Origin of the sequence: Pseudarthrobacter sp. BIM B-2242 (assembly GCF_014764445.1) — a bacterium.
GTDB classification, from domain to species: Bacteria; Actinomycetota; Actinomycetes; order Actinomycetales; family Micrococcaceae; genus Arthrobacter; species Arthrobacter luteus_A.
On record NZ_CP061721.1, the window covers coordinates 2,945,874 to 2,962,447 of the forward strand.

Annotated in this window: 15 protein-coding genes; 5 read left to right on the forward strand and 10 right to left on the reverse strand. The window is 68.5% G+C overall.

What is annotated here, in order from left to right; genetic code table 11:
- Positions 1–31 precede the first annotated feature (31 nt).
- Positions 32–850: a shikimate 5-dehydrogenase gene (locus IDT60_RS13500; protein WP_255527059.1), complete on the reverse strand. Its 819-nt coding sequence runs from the start codon at positions 848–850 to the stop codon at positions 32–34.
- Between the two features lie 86 nt (positions 851–936).
- A complete protein-coding gene (locus IDT60_RS13505; protein WP_223883985.1) occupies positions 937–2,385 on the reverse strand; it encodes a glycoside hydrolase family 3 N-terminal domain-containing protein in 1,449 nt (482 codons plus the stop codon).
- A 349-nt stretch (positions 2,386–2,734) separates the two neighbouring features.
- Here IDT60_RS13505 and IDT60_RS13510 point away from each other — a divergent pair, with 349 nt between their 5' ends.
- A complete protein-coding gene (locus IDT60_RS13510) occupies positions 2,735–3,886 on the forward strand; it encodes a glutamate--cysteine ligase (protein ID WP_164206007.1) in 1,152 nt (383 codons plus the stop codon).
- A gap of 29 nt (positions 3,887–3,915) precedes the next feature.
- On the opposite strand, the gene IDT60_RS13515 is transcribed toward IDT60_RS13510, so the two are convergent.
- Positions 3,916–5,151: a glycosyltransferase gene (locus IDT60_RS13515; protein WP_191079433.1), complete on the reverse strand. Its 1,236-nt coding sequence runs from the start codon at positions 5,149–5,151 to the stop codon at positions 3,916–3,918.
- A gap of 103 nt (positions 5,152–5,254) precedes the next feature.
- On the opposite strand from IDT60_RS13515, the gene IDT60_RS13520 reads away from it, so the two are divergent.
- Entirely contained in the window at positions 5,255–5,962 is a 708-nt protein-coding gene (locus IDT60_RS13520) for a TetR/AcrR family transcriptional regulator (protein WP_191079434.1), read from the forward strand.
- 26 nt (positions 5,963–5,988) lie between these two features.
- Here the strand turns inward: IDT60_RS13520 and tsaD are convergent, their stop codons facing one another.
- The 6 genes from tsaD to IDT60_RS13550 all read right to left on the reverse strand — a co-directional run bounded on the left by tsaD (position 5,989) and on the right by IDT60_RS13550 (position 11,350).
- Positions 5,989–7,074: a tRNA (adenosine(37)-N6)-threonylcarbamoyltransferase complex transferase subunit TsaD gene (gene tsaD, locus IDT60_RS13525; protein WP_191079435.1), complete on the reverse strand. Its 1,086-nt coding sequence runs from the start codon at positions 7,072–7,074 to the stop codon at positions 5,989–5,991.
- Positions 7,071–7,667: a ribosomal protein S18-alanine N-acetyltransferase gene (gene rimI, locus IDT60_RS13530; protein ID WP_191079436.1), complete on the reverse strand. Its 597-nt coding sequence runs from the start codon at positions 7,665–7,667 to the stop codon at positions 7,071–7,073. The genes tsaD and rimI overlap by 4 nt, the downstream gene beginning before the upstream one ends.
- Entirely contained in the window at positions 7,664–8,335 is a 672-nt protein-coding gene (tsaB, locus tag IDT60_RS13535) for a tRNA (adenosine(37)-N6)-threonylcarbamoyltransferase complex dimerization subunit type 1 TsaB (RefSeq protein WP_164206001.1), read from the reverse strand. Before tsaB ends, rimI begins: the two co-directional genes overlap by 4 nt.
- Complete coding sequence (gene tsaE, locus IDT60_RS13540) at positions 8,335–8,934, reverse strand: tRNA (adenosine(37)-N6)-threonylcarbamoyltransferase complex ATPase subunit type 1 TsaE (protein WP_191079437.1); 600 nt, start codon at positions 8,932–8,934, stop codon at positions 8,335–8,337. The genes tsaB and tsaE overlap by 1 nt, the downstream gene beginning before the upstream one ends.
- The gene (gene alr, locus IDT60_RS13545; protein WP_191079438.1) at positions 8,931–10,184 is read right to left on the reverse strand and encodes an alanine racemase; all 1,254 of its coding nucleotides are present in this window, start codon (positions 10,182–10,184) and stop codon (positions 8,931–8,933) included. The genes tsaE and alr overlap by 4 nt, the downstream gene beginning before the upstream one ends.
- Positions 10,185–10,258: 74 nt before the next feature.
- Entirely contained in the window at positions 10,259–11,350 is a 1,092-nt protein-coding gene (locus IDT60_RS13550; RefSeq protein WP_164205998.1) for a carbohydrate kinase family protein, read from the reverse strand.
- 68 nt (positions 11,351–11,418) lie between these two features.
- Here IDT60_RS13550 and IDT60_RS13555 point away from each other — a divergent pair, with 68 nt between their 5' ends.
- From IDT60_RS13555 to IDT60_RS13565, 3 genes are all read left to right on the forward strand, one after another.
- On the forward strand, positions 11,419–12,876 hold the full coding sequence (locus IDT60_RS13555) for a 6-phospho-beta-glucosidase (RefSeq protein WP_191079439.1): 1,458 nt from the start codon (positions 11,419–11,421) through the stop codon (positions 12,874–12,876).
- Positions 12,877–12,937: 61 nt separating this feature from the next.
- A complete protein-coding gene (gene mshA / locus IDT60_RS13560; RefSeq protein ID WP_191079440.1) occupies positions 12,938–14,230 on the forward strand; it encodes a D-inositol-3-phosphate glycosyltransferase in 1,293 nt (430 codons plus the stop codon).
- 9 nt (positions 14,231–14,239) lie between these two features.
- Positions 14,240–15,922: a formate--tetrahydrofolate ligase gene (locus IDT60_RS13565; protein ID WP_191079441.1), complete on the forward strand. Its 1,683-nt coding sequence runs from the start codon at positions 14,240–14,242 to the stop codon at positions 15,920–15,922.
- Positions 15,923–16,015: 93 nt separating this feature from the next.
- Here the strand turns inward: IDT60_RS13565 and IDT60_RS13570 are convergent, their stop codons facing one another.
- The gene (locus IDT60_RS13570) at positions 16,016–16,531 is read right to left on the reverse strand and encodes a DUF2306 domain-containing protein (protein ID WP_191079442.1); all 516 of its coding nucleotides are present in this window, start codon (positions 16,529–16,531) and stop codon (positions 16,016–16,018) included.
- Between the last annotated feature and the right edge of the window lie 43 nt (positions 16,532–16,574).

A 16,574-nucleotide genomic window follows, 5' to 3' on the forward strand; every position in this document is an offset into this window, starting at 1 on the left:
GTCTGCCGTTAGGCGTCCGGCGGAGCACGTCCTACTGGGCGCGCATGAAGGCCTCGGCGGCCCGGACCTGCTCGTCGGTGGGACGCACACCCGTGTAGAGGACAAACTGCTCAAGCGCCTGGATGGTGGCCACCTCCGCTCCGGTGATGACCTTCTTCCCGGCCGCGCGGGCCGCCTTGATCAGCGGGGTCTCGGCCGGCAGCGCCACGACGTCGAACACCACTGTGGCCGCGGCAATCGCCTCCTCCGGGAAGGACAGGGAGTCGACGTCGGGACCTGCTGCCATCCCAATGGGCGTGACGTTAATGATCACGTCAGCCGTGCCGCCGTCGAGCGCTGCCCGCCACCGAAAGCCGTACTGGTCCGCGAGCGCCCGGCCCGTTGTTTCGTTCCGCGCGATGACAGTGACGTCGGAGAAACCGGCGTCACGCAGCGCGGCAACCGTGGCCTTGGCCATGCCGCCGGCGCCCTGGACCAGCACCGAGTAATCAGTGGGCACGGCGTTGGTTTTCAGCAGCTGTTCAATCGCAGTGTAGTCGGTGTTGTAGGCCTTCAGGTGACCGTCCGTGTTCACGATGGTGTTGACCGAGTCGATGGCCTTGGCCGAGGGATCCAACTCGTCCACGAGGGCCATCACGTCCTCCTTGTAGGGCATGGATACGGCGCAGCCGCGGATCCCCAGGCCGCGGACCCCGGCAATGGCCTGGGCCAGGTCCGTCGGGGCGAACGCCTTGTAGATCCAGTTCAGGTCCAGCTGGTCGTAGAGGTGGTTGTGGAACCGGGTCCCGTTGTTACTGGGCCGGGCCGACAACGAGATGCAGAGGGTCATGTCTTTATTAAGAATGGGCACCCGTCCATTAAACGCCCCTCCCAACTAAGTAGCGCTAACTGTCGTTATGAGGCGTCAAAACGACAGTTAGCGCTACCTAGTTGGGGTTAGGGGCAGCCGGTGCCGGCCGGGAAGCTTCCGACGGCGGCAGGCAACTTCCCGGGGGCCGTCGCCTTGCCGGTGAGCACGGCAACCAGGGCATCGAAGGCGCCCGGCGTCCTGCCGTACAGGGCGACCTTCACGGACGCGGCGGAACCTGCCAGCGGCCAGGGTGCATCGAGCGTCACGGCGACGTCGCCTCCCGCGGGACGTCCGCCGTAGCCGATCAGGGTGACCAGCGGACCCTGCCCAACAGCAAGTCCGTCCTTGGCCGCAGCCGCCGCGAACCGTGCACGGTCCTGGTCAGAGCCGCCGGCGATCCGGATGCCGGGGGACGCGATGGGCCCGGCACAGTGCCCGGACAGCACAGTGACGGCTGCGGCGGAGACCCGTGCCGAGGTGTCGCCACTGCTGCCCGGGGCGGCTCCCGGTGTCGTCATACCCGGCGTGGCTGCGGCGCGGCCGCGCCAGGTCATCATCGTGGCCACCCTCGTGGCCGCCTCATCAAGGCGCGCCGCAGGCACTGTTCCGGCAGCCACCGCGCCCACAATGGCCGCATGGGCCTGCCCCACGTCGGCGGGCATCAGCAACAGGTCCGCGCCGGCCGCGAGGGCTACGGGAGCGGCCGAGCCGCCCGGATATTGCTTCTGGATGGCACCCATGTTCAGGGCGTCTGTCACGGCCACTCCCTTGAAGCCCATGCCCCGCAAGGCAGCGTACGTCGGCTTTGATAACGACGCCGGGACGCCGGGTTCCAGCGCGGGCACGGCAATGTGCCCCGTCATGATCATCGGGGCACCGGCGGCGACGGCTGCCCGGAACGGTTTCCAGTCGCGGGCCTCGAGGTCAGCGATGCTGGCGGGCTGAACCGGGAGGTCCTGGTGGGAGTCCACGGTCACCGAGCCGTGGCCCGGGAAATGCTTGATCGCCGGCAGGACGCCGGCCTCCTGCATCCCTTGCGAAAACTCCACGGCCAGCTGCCCGGCCTGGTCAGGGTTTCCGGTGAGTGACCGGGCCCCGATGGTCGGATCCGCCGGGCCGATGGTGACGTCGGCGTCCGGCGCGAAGTCAACCGTGAAGCCTAGCGGCGCGAGCTCGGCCGCCATGGCCCGGCCGGCGTCCCTGGCAAGCGGACCGTTGGCTGCCGCTCCATAGCTCATGGGTGTTGGCCACTCGGTCAGCGGCGCGCCCAGCCGGGCCACGATTCCGCCCTCCTGGTCCACGCCGATCAGCCCGGGCCATGGCCTGCCGTCGGCGCGCGCAGCCTGCGCGAGCCGGGCGTTTACGGCTGACATTGCTGCAGGGTCAGCCCGGCCGCCCGCGTCCAGGGGGATGTTATCGCCCATAATGATGGACCCGGCCAGGTGCAGGCGTTCGATGGTGGCAGCCTGGGCTGCGGGGTCGGCCCCGGGGTACACGGGCATCAGCACCTGGCCTGCCTTCTCCGCCACGGTCATCTTCGCCACCGCTGCCGCGGCAACACTGTGGTCCCGCTGCTCCGGGCCCCAGCCCAGCGGCTTCAGCCCGGGGTCAGGCGAGGGCGAGGGCGAAGCGGAAGGAGGTGCCGCCGTCGGACGCTCTGATCCGGACGGTGAGGCGGTCGCGGAGCCCGGAGACGCGGGCCCGGTGGCCGGAACCGCGGTGCAGGCAGCCAGCACGGCTGCAGCAGCGGCGGCCGCGAGGGGGAGGGTGATTTTGTGAATACTGTCACGGGTACGCACGAACAAAGCCATTAGGACGATGCTACCCCTGCACTAGACTTGGACGCGGCGCATGCCCACGGAAACCGAACAGTTAGGAACGCATTTGAAGATTGATTTCGCTTCATCGAAGCAATCAACTCTTGGTGTGGAATGGGAGCTGGCCCTGGTCAACGGCCAGACCGGCGAACTGGCATCGGTGGCCAACGAGGTGCTGCGCGGCGTATCCGCCAAACACCCCGAACTCAATGAAGACGACGAGCACCCCCACATCAAGCAGGAACTGCTGCTGAACACGGTGGAACTTGTCACCGGGATCTGCGAGACCGCCGCCGAGGCCAAGGAAGACCTCAGCAGGTCCCTTGCCGCCGTCCGCGAGATCACCGATCCCATGGGCGTGGAAGTTTTCTGCGCAGGCAGCCACCCGTTCAGCCCCCCGCAGCTGCAGCCGGTTACGGACAAGGCCCGCTACGCGAAGCTGATTGACCGCACGCAGTGGTGGGGACGGCAGATGGTCATCTACGGCGTGCACGTGCATGTGGGCCTTGACCGGCGCGAAAAGGCCCTGCCGGTACTCGACGGCCTGGTCAACTACTTCCCGCATTTCCAGGCCCTCTCGGCCTCAAGCCCGTACTGGGGCGGTGAGGACACCGGCTACGCCTCCCACCGCGCCCTGATGTTCCAGCAGCTGCCGACGGCGGGCCTGCCCTTCCAGTTCCGGTCCTGGGAAGAATACGAGTCCTACGTCCAGGACATGTTCACCACCGGCGTGATCGACACCCTGTCCGAGATCCGCTGGGACATCCGCCCCGTACCCAACCTGGGCACTATCGAGATGCGCATCTGCGACGGCCTGGCCACCCTGGAGGAAGTTGGCGCCATCGCCGCCCTCACCCAATGCCTCGTGGACGAGTTCTCCACCACGCTGGACAACGGCGGGACCATCCCCACCATGCCGCCGTGGCACATCCAGGAGAACAAGTGGCGGGCCGCCCGCTACGGCATGGAAGCCATCATCATCCTTGACGCGGCCGGCAACGAGCAGCTTGTCACCGACCACCTGCTGGAAACCCTGAACCGGCTCGAACCCGTGGCCGCCAAGCTCGGCTGCCCTGATGAGCTGGCCGACGTCGAGAAGATAATCCGCCGCGGCGCCGGCTACCAGCGCCAGCGCCGCGTTGCTGCCGAGCACGGCGGGGACCTCCAGGCCGTGGTCCTGGACCTGGTCAAGCAGATGCGGAACGGGCCGACGGGCTGATCCCCCGCACGGGCCGGCGCCGTGGACCGTCAGGAAGTGCGCCAAGTACCTTCCGGCGTTGCGGAACGGAGCGCTGCAACCACAGGCGCGGTCCCATCTTCTGTGGCGAGGCCCGCCGACAGACGGCGTGCGCGCGCGGCGTAGTCCGGCGTCGAAATTGCCTGCCTGATTGCCTCCGCCAGCCGTTCCATGGTGAGTTCCCTGTAGGGCACCGGCTGGGGGCCTGCGCCGAGCGAAGCGATCCGGGCCGCCCAGAACGGCTGGTCCGTGTAGATCGGCACGCTGACCGTCGGCACGCCGGCACGCAAGCCTGCCGCCGCGGTCCCGGCTCCGGCGTGGTGGACCACCGCTGCCATCTGCGGGAACAGCCACTCATGGGGAACCGCTCCGATGCTGATGGCCTTACTCCCGGAGACACCCTGAACGCCCTGCAGGACGGCCCGCACCCCGGCACTTCGCGCAGCGTCGAGCATAAAGTCGACGTCCAGCGCCGCGCTGCTGCCGAAACCGAAGAAGACCGGGGGCGGTCCGTCCGCAAGGAACGCTGCCAGTTGGCTGGATGGCTGCCAGCCCGGCTCCGCGTGCGGCCACCAGTAGCCGGTCAGGGCGAGGCCGGACCGCCAGTCCGCCGGGCGGCAAAACACCGTGGGGCTGATGCCGTGGAGGACGGGGCTGTTGGCTTTCCTTCGGTCCCGTTCGGAGGCAGCCCGGGACCTCCCGGGCAGGCCGAGCACCTGCCGCACCCGGGCGCTTGGGGCGTCATACGGCGCTTTCCCGGCTGCTATCAGCGAACCAAGCAGCCTATTACCGGCCGGCCCCAGGCTGCGGGCCGACCCCAGAACCACGGGCGGGTACGCGCCGCTGGGCTCAGTCGGCTGCAGATGGGCGCCGATGGCGGGAATCCCGAGTGCTTCGGCCACGTCATAGGCGAACGGGGCCACCGAGTTGGCCAGGACCACGTCGGCTCCCGCTTCGACGGCCGCCAGCGTGCCGGTTGCGGCCAGCTCAAAGTAGTCACCAAGTTCGCGCATATAGCTGCGCAGATCCGCGCCTGTCTCTTTCCGTCCTGGCGGCGCAGGGCTGACCAGATGGCTCATGTCCCCGGGCAGCTCCCGATGCTCGCAGCCGGCGCTGGTGACCACCGGGGCATAGGCGGCATTGGAGGCGATGGCGACATCAAACCCCAGGGTTCGAAGCCTGCTGCCCAGCCCTGCCATCGGGGCGACATCGCCTCGGGTGCCGGGCGTGATCATGAGTATCTGCATGCCGTGCCTCATTCCGCTTAATTGCGAACACTGATCGCAGTAAGAATATAGTGGAATGGAGGCGGGGACAAACGCGACGGACAGGATGAGGGGCGGATAAGGGATGGCGAAGGATCACCCTGTAGATGTCTGGCAACGGCCGGAGCGTTCGGGCGTCGGGCCAAAACCGGGGCACTCGCGGCATGGAATCGCCCTGGCGGCGATCGGGATCGCCGACCGGGACGGACTGGCATCAGTGTCCACCCGCAGTGTCGCTGCAAGCATCGGAGCCGGCGCAGCCACCCTGTACCGCTACCTGAAATCGCACGACGAGCTCGTTGAAATCATGATGGACACGGCCAGTGCTGAATACGACCTCGGCCCTTCCAGTGAACCACCAGGCATTCAACTGCTGAACCTGGCGCACCAGGGCAGGGCTATCATGCACCGGCATCCCTGGCTGGCCCCGCTGCTGCTGACCCGTCCGTCCCTGGGGCCTAATACCCTCCGCTACCTGGAGCGCGCCTTGGCCGCCCTCCAGCCCGTGGACCTGCCCGGACCCGCCAAGATGCAGACGGTGGCCATGCTGACGGCCATCACATCCGCCTATGTACAGAATGAACTCGCCGCCGCGGACTCAGGAAACGGCGACGGCGTTGCACTGGCACGCTCGAAATATGTCGCCGAGGTCCTGCAATCAGGTGACTACCCGCTGCTGGCCAATGCACTTGCCGGACAGCAGGAAACCGGGATCCCGGACAAGGTATTTGCCGGTGTGATTACCAATTACCTGGCGGGGGCGGGCGTTGCGGTTGCCACAGTTTCCGATTGAAAGCTAGCCGGGCGGTTCAACCTGCCCTAGGCGGGCAGGGACACCGCGGTGACCGGCATGGATGAGTCGGGAGCGAAGCGGATCCCGCTCGGCCCGACCCCCGCCATCACCAGCTGCGCTCCCAACGCCGCCACCATGGCCCCGTTGTCCGTGCACAGGTCCAGGGGCGGCACGTGGAGTCTGATGCCGGCGGACGCACACCGCTGGCCGGTGAGCTCGCGCAGCCTCGAGTTGGCCGCCACTCCCCCGCCCAGCAGCACGTCCTTAATGCCGTGCTCCCGGCAGGCCAGCACGGCCTTGGACGTAATGACGTCCACCACGGCTTCCTGGAATGCCGCGGCAATGTCCGCCACGGGGACCGCCTCGCCCCGGGCTTCGAACTGCTCCACGCAGCGGGCGACGGCGGTCTTCAGGCCGCTGAAGGACCAGTCGTAGCGGTGCGGGCCGGGTTCCTCGGCGGTACCCATGTATTTCGGCTGGCTGAGGCCGCGCGGGAAACGGATGGCCTTGGCGTTTCCGGTGCGGGCCAGCTTGTCGATGGCCGGGCCGCCCGGATAGCCGAGGCCCAGGATGCGGGCCACCTTGTCGTAGGCCTCGCCGGCGGCGTCGTCGATGGTTGAGCCGAGGAGCCGGACGTCGTCGGTAATGCTGTTGATCTTCAGGATCTCGGTGTGGCCGCCGGAGACCAGCAGCGCGCCGAGGTTTTCCGGGAGCTCCGGGGCAGCCGCGGCACCGTCCAGCAGCCCGACGCCGACGTGCGCCACCAGGTGGTTGATCGCATACAGCGGTTTGCCCGTGGCCACGGACAGTGCCTTTGCAGCACAGACCCCCACCATGAGCGCGCCGGCGAGCCCTGGTCCCGAGGTGACGGCGATGGCGTCGACGTCGACTAGCGTCACGCCGGCATCGGACAGGGCCTGCCGCAGCGTTGGCACAAACGCGTCAAGGTGCGCGCGGGACGCGATCTCAGGGATGACGCCGCCAAAACGGACGTGCTCGTCCATCGAGGAGGACACGGTGTTGGTGAGCAGCGTGGTGCCGCGGACGATGCCCACGCCGGTCTCGTCGCAGGAAGATTCGATGCCCAGCACCAGTGGCTGCGAGCGGTTCATGCCTGGTCTGCTTTCGTTGGTGAGCCGGCTTCAGGTGTGGGGTCGGCGGCGCGCGTGGGGTCGGCGGCGCGCGTGGGGTCGGCGGGCGCAGAGCCGGGCACAGAGCCGTCGGGCACCAGCTGCAGCCGCATAATGAGGGCGTCAACGCCGTCGCGGTAGTACTTTCGCCGCACATGGATCTGTTCGAAGCCGAACCGCACGTACAGCTGCTGCGCCCGCGGGTTGTCTTCGCGGACCTCCAGCAGCACATCGGCTGCGCGGCGGCGGCGTGCCTCGTCGATCAGCCGGGTCAGGAGGGCCGAGCCGATGCCCCGTCCCTCGTGTTCAGGCACGACGGCGATGGTCTGGACGTCCGCGATGGGTTCGATGCACATCAGGCCGGCGTAGCCCACAATGCCCCCGCCGCTTTCTGCCACGAGGTAGCGCCGTGTCCCGGGCTGGGCCAATTCCGCGAGGAACATCTCCAGCGGCCAGGCATCCGCCGGGAACAGCCGCTGTTCGAGGGCATTGACCGTGGGAACGTCCTCCAGGGTCATGTCCCGAAAGACCACGCCGTCGTCGCCGGAGCGGCCGGTACCGCCGGGCGTGCTCATAGCGCCCGCTTCCGCGGCCCGGGCACCTGGGCGTCCGATTCCCGGAGGTACAGGGGTGTGGAGTCCAGCAGCTGCCCGCCGGACGCGAGCCGGGCCAGCGCGAACTGCCCGAGGTACAGGGCGTCGGGCTGTTCCGTGCTGAAGTCGGGGTCTGCCCGCAGGACGTCACTGTACAGCCCGGCACCGGCGCCGTACGCCGGCAGATCCGGCAGGTCCGCGGCAAAGCCCACGTGCGGGCCGTCTTCCAGCTGCGGAAGCTGCCCCTCGGCAAGGCTGTAGCGGGCCCAGTAAACCTCTTTGCGCCGCGCGTCGGTGACCACCAGGAACTCGGCAGCCGCGTCGGTGGATTCGGCCACTTCCAGCGCGACGGCGTCGAGGCTCATCAGCCCGTAGAGCGGCTTGTCCCAGACGAAGGCGAGGGTCCGCGCGGTGGCTATCCCTGAGCGCAGGCCGGTGAACGGGCCCGGGCCCACGCCCGTGACAATCGCGTCGATGTCCTGTCCGGTGACGCCGGCCGAGGCGAGCAGGTCCTCGATGCCGGGGGCCAGGACTTCGGCGTGGCTGCGGGTGTCTTCCGTGGCGAAGCTGGCCACCACGCCTTCGAGGGCATCGTCCGAGACCAGGGCGGCGCTGGCGACGGCCGAGGTGTCGATGGCAAGGATGAGCATCAGGATGTCCCTTCGAATCCGCCGAGGACGGGCTTGGTGCTCCAGCGGGGGCCGAAGCCGCGCATCACGATGGTGCGCGGTTCGTCGTCGTCCCCGGTGTCAAAGTCCAGGACGTCGGTGTGACCGGGGATCGGCTCGGAGGCTCCCACCGCGTCGAGTCCGATAGGGCGGTGCAGGTCCACTTCCAGGCGGCTGTCGGTCAGGTGCTCCACCCGGCCGCGCCCCCACTCCACCACCGTCACGGACGAATCCAGCGTGTTTTCCAAGTCGATATCGTCAATTTCCGACGCCGAGCCCAGCCGGTACGCATCAACGTGCACCAGATCCGGGCCGCCGGGGCGCGGGCCGTCAGGCAGGTTGGGATGGATCCGGACCAGGACAAACGTGGGCGAAATGATGCCCGCGCGGACGCCCAGGCCCTCACCGAGGCCCTGGGTGAACGTGGTTTTCCCGGCACCCAGCTCGCCGGTCAGCACCAGCAGGTCCCCCGCCTGCAGCATCTCGCCCAACGCCGCGCCGAGCGCGTGGGTCTGGTCCGCCGTCGTCACCTTGAGCGTCTGTTCCCAGGCAGGCACCTCCGCCTGCGCCGACGCCGTCACGGCGTGACCTGCGCGGCGGACTGCGGAGCAGCGGAACGACCGACGGCGGAACTTTCGTTAATGACGGGGCTTTCGTTTACGAACCGGCGCGGCACCCGGGGGCTGATCCGGGTGACGATCTCGTAGTTGTTGGTCCCGGCGGCGACGGCCCAGTCGTCAGCTGTGGGACCGTCGTCGTCCCCGTTGCCGAACAGGACGGCCTCGGCGCCGAAAAGGTCCGCGCCGGCGGGGCCGATGTTGCCGACGTCGATGACCATCTGGTCCATGGCGATCCGGCCCACCACGGGGTAGGTCCGGCCGGCCACCCGGACAGGCCCGCCGGTAGCCACGCGGGGCACGCCGTCCGCGTAGCCCATCGGGATCAGGGCCAGGGTGCTCGGTCCGCTGGTGTGATAGCGCAGGCCGTACGAGACACCCTGCCTGTCGGGGACGTCCTTGCACTGTGAAACCAGGGTGCGCAGCGTCATCGCCGGACGGAGGCCCAGCTCGGCGGACGTCTGGCCTTCAAACGGCGAGAGGCCGTAGATGCCAAGCCCCACACGGACCAGGTCAAAGTGCGTATCGGGGCGGGAAAGCGTGGCCGGAGTGTTGGCCAGGTGCCGGACTTCGGGGTCCACGCCGGCGTCCTCGGCCACGGCCACCACCTCGCGGAAGACGGCCAGCTGCTCGTCGGTTTCGGGCCGTTCGGGCTCGTCGGCAACTGACAGGTGCGAGAAAATGCCAACCACACGCAGGAGGCCCTGGTCCTGATACTCCATGGCCTCGCCCACCAGCTGGTCCCATGACGCGAGGGTTGCGCCGTTCCGGCCCAGGCCCGTGTCCACCTTCAAATGGATCCGGGCAGGCCGCTCCTGGTCACGCGCGGCAGCAACAATACGGTCCAGTTCCCACCCTGAGCAGCCGATGTCGACGCCGGCAGCCACCGCCGCGGCAAAGTTGCTTTCCGTGGTGTGCAGCCACGCCAGCAGGGGCGCGTCGATGCCCGCCGCCCGAAGCGCCAGGGCCTCGGAGATATGCGCAACGCCCAGCCAGGAGGCACCGGCGTCGAGGGCCGCACGGGCAACGGGAACCGCGCCGTGCCCGTAGGCGTCGGCTTTCACCACGGCCATGACCTTGGCAGGTGAGGCCACATCGGCCAGCCGGCGGACGTTGTGCCGGATGGCGTCCAGGTCGATCACGGCGGACCGCTCGTACAGCGGATCCGTCCCTGGGGCCGCGCTGAAATCTCCGGTTGCTAGGGGGTAAGTCACGTTAGTGATTCTAGTGCGGCCTGTCAGGGCGGGATAATCGGCGTGCCGCTGCGGCGACGCCCCGTCGTCGGCCGCTACGCGTCGGAGAGGTGCGCGATGGTGGCACTGGCCCGGCGCTGGGCCGCGAGCGGGACGTCGCTGACAATGTCCGCGAGGAAGCCGAAGCGGCGGAGCCACTGGCTGCTCTGGCGTTCGGGCCGGGCGTTGGCCCGCTTCCACCAGTCGGCAATGTCGCCCCAGCCGGGCGCGGCCAGCGAGCCGCCCACCTCCTGCACGGCCAGCGAGGCGCACAGGTTGGCGAAGCGAAGCCTGTTCCCCAGCGGCCAGCCCGCGAGGCTGCCCACAATAAAGGCGGCATCGAAGCAGTCGCCGGCGCCGGTGGGATCAAAGGCGGTGACCGGCAGGGACGGCACCCACTCTTCCTCCCCGGTTTCGGAGTCCACGGCCATGGCACCCTGGGCGCCGAGCGTCACCACGGCCACGGGCACGCGGTCGGCCAGGGCGTAGAGCGCGGACCACGGGTTGTCCTTGCCCGTGAAGGCCATCGCCTCGCGCTGGTTGGGCAGGAAGGCGTGGAAGTACTGCAGGTTCTCCAGCCTGACCGGGGCCCATTCACCGCTGGGGTCCCAGCCGACGTCGCCGAACAGTTTGACCCCGGCCTGGTGCGCCGCCTTGGCCCACGGTTCAATCTCGACGCCGAGCTCGGCGATGCCCGCGAGCGCCGGAGGCGGCGGCCCGATCAGTTCCGACGCCGTGACGGGGGCGGGGTGGCCGTGCGTCACCAGCGACCGGTCGTGCTGGACGCTGAGCGAGACGGTGACCGGCGAGTGCCAGCCCGGCACGCGGCGTGACAGGCTCAGGTCCACGTGCTCCTGCCCCGCCAGGATTTTCCAGTTGTAGTCCCCGTACCCGTCATCCCCGAAGGCGGCAGCGAGCCCCGTCTTTAAACCGAGCCTCGCCGCGGCAATCGCCTGGTTGGCCACGCCGCCGGGACAGCTGCCCATCCCTTCGCTCCAGATTTCGGTGCCGGGCTCGGGCGCGTGCGGCAGGCCCGTGAAGATGATGTCCTGGAAAACTGTGCCCGCCAGGATGAGGTCGAACCCGCCATCGGTCTGTGAACGGACGGCGGCAAGCGGATCGAAACGGCGGTCCGGAGTGACGTCCATGTCCCGCAGACTACGCCCTGCCACCGCGCTGCGGTAGTGGTGCGCCCGCGGGGCCTACACTGCTGACTATGCGGCTCATGATTGCCGGCGGCGGCGGATTCCGTGTGCCCCTTGTCTACCGGGCGCTGGCCTCTGGCCCCTTCGCCGGGCTGGTCAGCGAACTGGTGCTCTACGACGTCGACCCCGGCCGCCTCAGTGCCATCGCCGCGGTCCTGCGCGCGATGCCTGTGTCCGGCACGCCAACGCCCGACGACGGTGCTGCCGCAGGTGCGCGGCCGCCCGCCGTCCGAACCACCACGTCGCTGCGGGAGGCATTACGCGGCGCCGACCTGGTGTTCGCCGCGATCCGCCCCGGCGGTACGGCCGGCCGGGTTGCCGATGAAAGGGTGGCCCGGGATCTCGGGCTGCTGGGCCAGGAAACCACCGGCGCCGGCGGCATCTCCTATGCCCTGCGGACCATCCCGGAGATGCTGCACCTGGCACGGCAGATACAGGAACACTGCCCGGACGCGTGGCTGATCAACTTCACCAACCCGGCTGGCATGGTCACCGAGGCGCTCGTTCCGGTGCTCGGCAACCGGGTCATCGGGATCTGCGATTCCGCGGGCGGGCTGGTGCACCGGGCGGCGCGGGCGTCAGGGCTGTCCCTTCCTGACGGGAGGCTCGACGGCGTGGGCTACTACGGGCTGAACCATCTCGGCTGGCTGTACCGGCTGGAGTTCGGGGGCCGGGACCTGCTGCCCGGGCTCCTCGCCGACCAGGCTGCCCTCGCGTCCTTTGAGGAAGGCCGGCTGTTCCCCCAACCGTTCCTGGCGGAGCTCGGCGCCCTGCCCAACGAATACCTCTATTACTACTACCAGCGCGAGAGCGCCGCCGCAGCCATGCGCTCCATGGCGGTCACGCGGGGCGAGTCCATCCACCACCAGCAGGCGGGGCTGTACCCGCGGCTCGCCTCTGCCGGAGCAGACGCGTTCACGCTGTGGGACGCTGCCCGGCGCTCCCGGGAGGAAGGCTACCTCGCCGAGGCACGCACGCATGGTGAGCAGCGGGACGAGGCCGATCTCGCCGGCGGCGGCTATGAACGGGTCGCCCTCGCCGTGATGCGTGCGCTGGCGGACGGGCCATCCGGCCCTGGCCGCGACCCGGGCGCGTCCGAAACCCAGCTGATCCTCAACACGCCCAACACCCTTCCTGCACAGGCGGCCGCCGCTGCAGGAGCTGCTCCGCAAGCGGCCATTCCGGGATTGCCGGCGGACGCCGTCGTCGAGGTCCCCTGCACGGTAACGCCCGACGGCGCCGTGCCGCTGGCGCAGTCGGCCCCGCCCCCGGAGCAACTCAGCCTGCTGCGCCGGGTCAAGGACGTGGAACGGCTCACCGTGAGGGCCGCGACGCAGGGCGACCGGGCCGCCGCCGTCGACGCCTTCAGCAGGCATCCCCTGGTGGACTCGGCTGAACTGGGGGCGGCACTGTTATCCGCCTATGAGCGCGCCTTCCCTGCGCTGGGTGCACTGTGGCGGCAGGAGTAGTGTTTTACCGAGTGGATAACAGCCGGGGCGGACGCCGCTCCGGCGGCGGGAAGGAGGGGCCATGACACTGATCCGCAGGGTCGCGTTACTCTCCCTCCACACCTCCCCCATGGAGCAGCCGGGCTCCGGCGACGCCGGCGGGATGAACGTCTACATCCGCGAACTGGCCGCCGCGCTCGCTGAAACCGGCGTGGAGGTGGAAATCTTCACCCGGTCCACGTCAGCCAAGCAGCCCGCCGTCGAGCATCCCAGCCCCGGTGTGTGCGTCCACAACGTGCTGGCCGGGCCGCCGCGGAAGATCCCCAAAGAAGAGCTGCCAGCACTCCTCCACAGCCTGGTGGCCGAAATCGACCGTATTCGCCAGCATCAGCTGCACGGCCGGTACGACGTCATCCACTCGCACTACTGGGTGTCCGGGATTGCCGGCCTGGAACTTGCGGAGCTGTGGAACGTGCCGCTGATCCACACCATGCACACCATGGCCAAGGTCAAGAATCTCCTGCTCCAGTCCGGCGAACAGCCCGAACCGCGGCGGCGCGAGGAGGGCGAGCACCGGATTGTGGACGGCGCCGCCCGGCTCGTCGCCAACACCAGTGCAGAGGCCAAGGAACTCGTCTCCCACTACGGGGCCGACGCCGACCGGATCGATGTGGCTCCGCCGGGCGTGGACCTCACCACCTTTACCCCTGCGTTCCGGGCACGGTCCAGGGCGGAGCGGGGCATCCCGCCGGAGACCTTCCACCTGCTCTTCGCCGGCCGGATACAGCGGCTGAAGGGTCCGCAGGTCCTGCTCAAGGCAGCCGCGCTGCTGCGGAAGCGGCGGCCTGAGATCGATCTGCGGCTCACCATCCTTGGGGCGTTGAGCGGGAACAAGGACTTCAACCTCCACCAGTTGATTACGGAAGCAGGCATGGACGACGTCGTGACGCACCTTCCGCCGGTGAGTGCGCCGGAGCTGGCGTCCTGGTTCAGGGCGGCGGACGTTGTGGTGATGCCGTCTTACAGCGAGTCCTTTGGCTTGGTGGCCATTGAAGCGCAGGCCTGCGGAACCCCGGTGGTGGGAACGCGCGTGGGCGGCCTGTCCCGTGCGATCTGCCATGGCCGGACCGGACTCCTGGTGGAGGGGCACCACGCCAGGGACTGGGCGGACGCGTTCGAAGCCCTGTACGACGACCCGGAAACCCGCGCCGACATGGGCCGGGCCGCCGCCATCAGGGCCGAGAACCTGGGCTGGAACCGCACCGCGGCCATCACGCTGGAGACTTACCACACCGCCGTCGAACAGCACCGGGCAAGCCGGCTGATCCCGGACGTCCACACCATCGCGGCGGCAGCGGCCGTCGCGGCGCCCTAAGGAGCCTCAATGACCGGCCTGAATTCCCTGAGCGACCTGGAGATCGCACGGCGGGCCATCATCAGGCCAATTGCCGATATCGCAGCGGCGGCCGGCATCAACGCGGCATCGGTGGAACCCTACGGACGGTACAAGGCCAAAGTTGATCCCTCCCTCCTGACCGCGCCCGCGCCTTTCGGGAAAGTTGTGCTGGTCTCGGCAATGTCGCCCACGCCGGCCGGGGAGGGCAAGTCGACCACGACCGTGGGGCTGGCCGATTCGCTGGCCCGGGCCGGGCACAAGGTGATGATCGCGCTGCGGGAACCGTCGCTGGGCCCCATCCTCGGCATGAAAGGCGGTGCCACCGGGGGCGGCTATTCCCAGGTCCTGCCGATGGACGAAATCAACCTGCACTTCACAGGCGACTTCCACGCCGTGACGTCGGCGAACAACGCGCTGATGGCGCTCGTGGACAACCACATCTACCAGGGCAACGAGCTGAACATCGATCCGCGGCGGATGACGTTCAAACGGGTGCTGGACATGAACGACCGGTCCCTCCGCGAGGTGATCATCGGCCTGGGCGGGCCCACGCAGGGTGTGCCGCGGCAGGACGGCTTCGACATCACGGTCGCCTCGGAGATCATGGCTGTCTTCTGCCTCGCCACAGATCTGGCCGACCTCCGCGAGCGCCTGGGCCGGATCACGTTTGGCTACACCTACGCCCGGGTTCCCGTGACGGTGGCGGACCTCGGTGTCCAGGGTGCGCTGACCCTGCTCCTGAAGGAAGCCATCAAGCCGAACCTGGTGCAGACCATCGCCGGCACCCCTGCCCTGGTCCACGGCGGTCCGTTCGCCAACATCGCGCACGGCTGCAATTCGCTGATCGCCACCCAGACCGCCCGGCGGCTTGCGGACATCGTGGTCACCGAAGCGGGCTTCGGCGCGGACCTGGGCGCTGAGAAATACATGGATATCAAGGCCCGGATGGGTGGCGTGGCGCCCTCCGCCGTCGTGGTGGTGGCCACTGTCCGCGCGCTGAAAATGCAGGGCGGCGTACCCAAGGACCGGCTCACCGAGCCCGATCTTGAAGCGCTGCAGGCCGGCGTCGCAAACCTGCGGCGGCACATCCACAACGTGGAGAAGTTCGGGGTGGCGCCGGTGGTGGCCATCAATAGGTTCTCCTCCGACACCGATGAGGAGCTCGACTGGCTGTTGGAGTGGTGCGCGTCCGAAGGTGTGCAGGCAGCGGTGGCCGACGTGTGGGGGCGCGGCGGCGGCGGTGACGGCGGCGACGAACTGGCCGCGAAGGTGGCGGCGGCGGTTGCTGCGCCATCGTCATTTCGGCACCTCTATCCGCTGGACCTGCCTGTGGAGGAGAAGATCCGGACCATCGCCCAGGAGATCTACGGTGCCGACGGCGTGGACTTCTCCGTCCCGGCCCTGAAGCGCCTGGCCGACATCGAGAAGAACGGCTGGTCCGGGCTGCCGGTCTGCATGGCCAAGACCCAGTACTCCTTCACCGACGACGCCTCCCGGCTCGGCGCGCCCAAAGGCTTCACCATCCACGTGCGCGACCTCATCCCGAAGACCGGCGCGGGCTTCATCGTGGCGTTGACGGGAGCGGTCATGACCATGCCCGGCCTGCCTGCCGCCCCGGCCGCGATGCGCATGGACGTTGACGACGCCGGCAACCCGGTCGGCCTCTCCTAACCCCGGACGCTCTCTCACTTAATGCGGGTTTTCCGGCGACGCTCTCTCACTTAATGCGGGTTTTCGCCCAACCCTCTCGCACTGCCGGCGGCGTTACGAACGCGCGCGGGCCGGCGTCACGTTGGCGGCAGCAACAGTACGCGCCGGTCCACCTGCCCGGCCGCCCCGCTTCAGCGATACGAAGATCGCCACAGTGCTCAGCACCACGAGGCCGCACACAAAAACCACGGAGGCGGGATCGGTGGCGAGCAACGCCGGAATGGCACGGCCCGGCACTGTCACAGCAAAGGCGAAGGCCACGGCAATGCCGATGTAGCTGCCAATCATGTTCCCCAGATGCGACGCGATATTGCCGCGAATGGCGCTCACCAGGCCGAGCGTGACGGTCACGATGGTGAAGGCCGACAGCCCGTGAAGCCAGCTGAAATGCCCATCGGAGACAATCCAGAAACTGCTGAAGCAGACGTAGTACATGGCTGAGACCCACACGTAGCCCATGGTGCGGTGGATCCGGTCCCGACGCCTGCGCAAGATCTGCAGGGGACCGATGGCCAAGACAAAAAGCGCGGCAATAACGTGGCTGACAAGTAGGACATTCCAAGGCTCCATAGCATTAGGATAGAGCCACTATCCATGGCTGTACATCAGGATA

What these genes read in the sequence shown, in the direction of transcription:
- IDT60_RS13550 (WP_164205998.1), bottom strand. Translation starts at nt 11,350, where the DNA reads ATGGACGTCACTCCGGACCGCCGTTTCGATCCGCTTGCCGCCGTCCGT.
- IDT60_RS13555 (WP_191079439.1), top strand. Translation starts at nt 11,419, where the DNA reads ATGCGGCTCATGATTGCCGGCGGCGGCGGATTCCGTGTGCCCCTTGTC.
- IDT60_RS13570 (WP_191079442.1), bottom strand. Translation starts at nt 16,531, where the DNA reads ATGGAGCCTTGGAATGTCCTACTTGTCAGCCACGTTATTGCCGCGCTT.
- IDT60_RS13565 (WP_191079441.1), top strand. Translation starts at nt 14,240, where the DNA reads ATGACCGGCCTGAATTCCCTGAGCGACCTGGAGATCGCACGGCGGGCC.
- tsaB (WP_164206001.1), bottom strand. Translation starts at nt 8,335, where the DNA reads ATGCTCATCCTTGCCATCGACACCTCGGCCGTCGCCAGCGCCGCCCTG.
- IDT60_RS13515 (WP_191079433.1), bottom strand. Translation starts at nt 5,151, where the DNA reads ATGCAGATACTCATGATCACGCCCGGCACCCGAGGCGATGTCGCCCCG.
- mshA (WP_191079440.1), top strand. Translation starts at nt 12,938, where the DNA reads ATGACACTGATCCGCAGGGTCGCGTTACTCTCCCTCCACACCTCCCCC.
- tsaD (WP_191079435.1), bottom strand. Translation starts at nt 7,074, where the DNA reads ATGAACCGCTCGCAGCCACTGGTGCTGGGCATCGAATCTTCCTGCGAC.
- IDT60_RS13505 (WP_223883985.1), bottom strand. Translation starts at nt 2,385, where the DNA reads ATGACCGTGGCGGAGAAGGCAGGCCAGGTGCTGATGCCCGTGTACCCC.
- rimI (WP_191079436.1), bottom strand. Translation starts at nt 7,667, where the DNA reads ATGAGCACGCCCGGCGGTACCGGCCGCTCCGGCGACGACGGCGTGGTC.
- IDT60_RS13520 (WP_191079434.1), top strand. Translation starts at nt 5,255, where the DNA reads ATGGCGAAGGATCACCCTGTAGATGTCTGGCAACGGCCGGAGCGTTCG.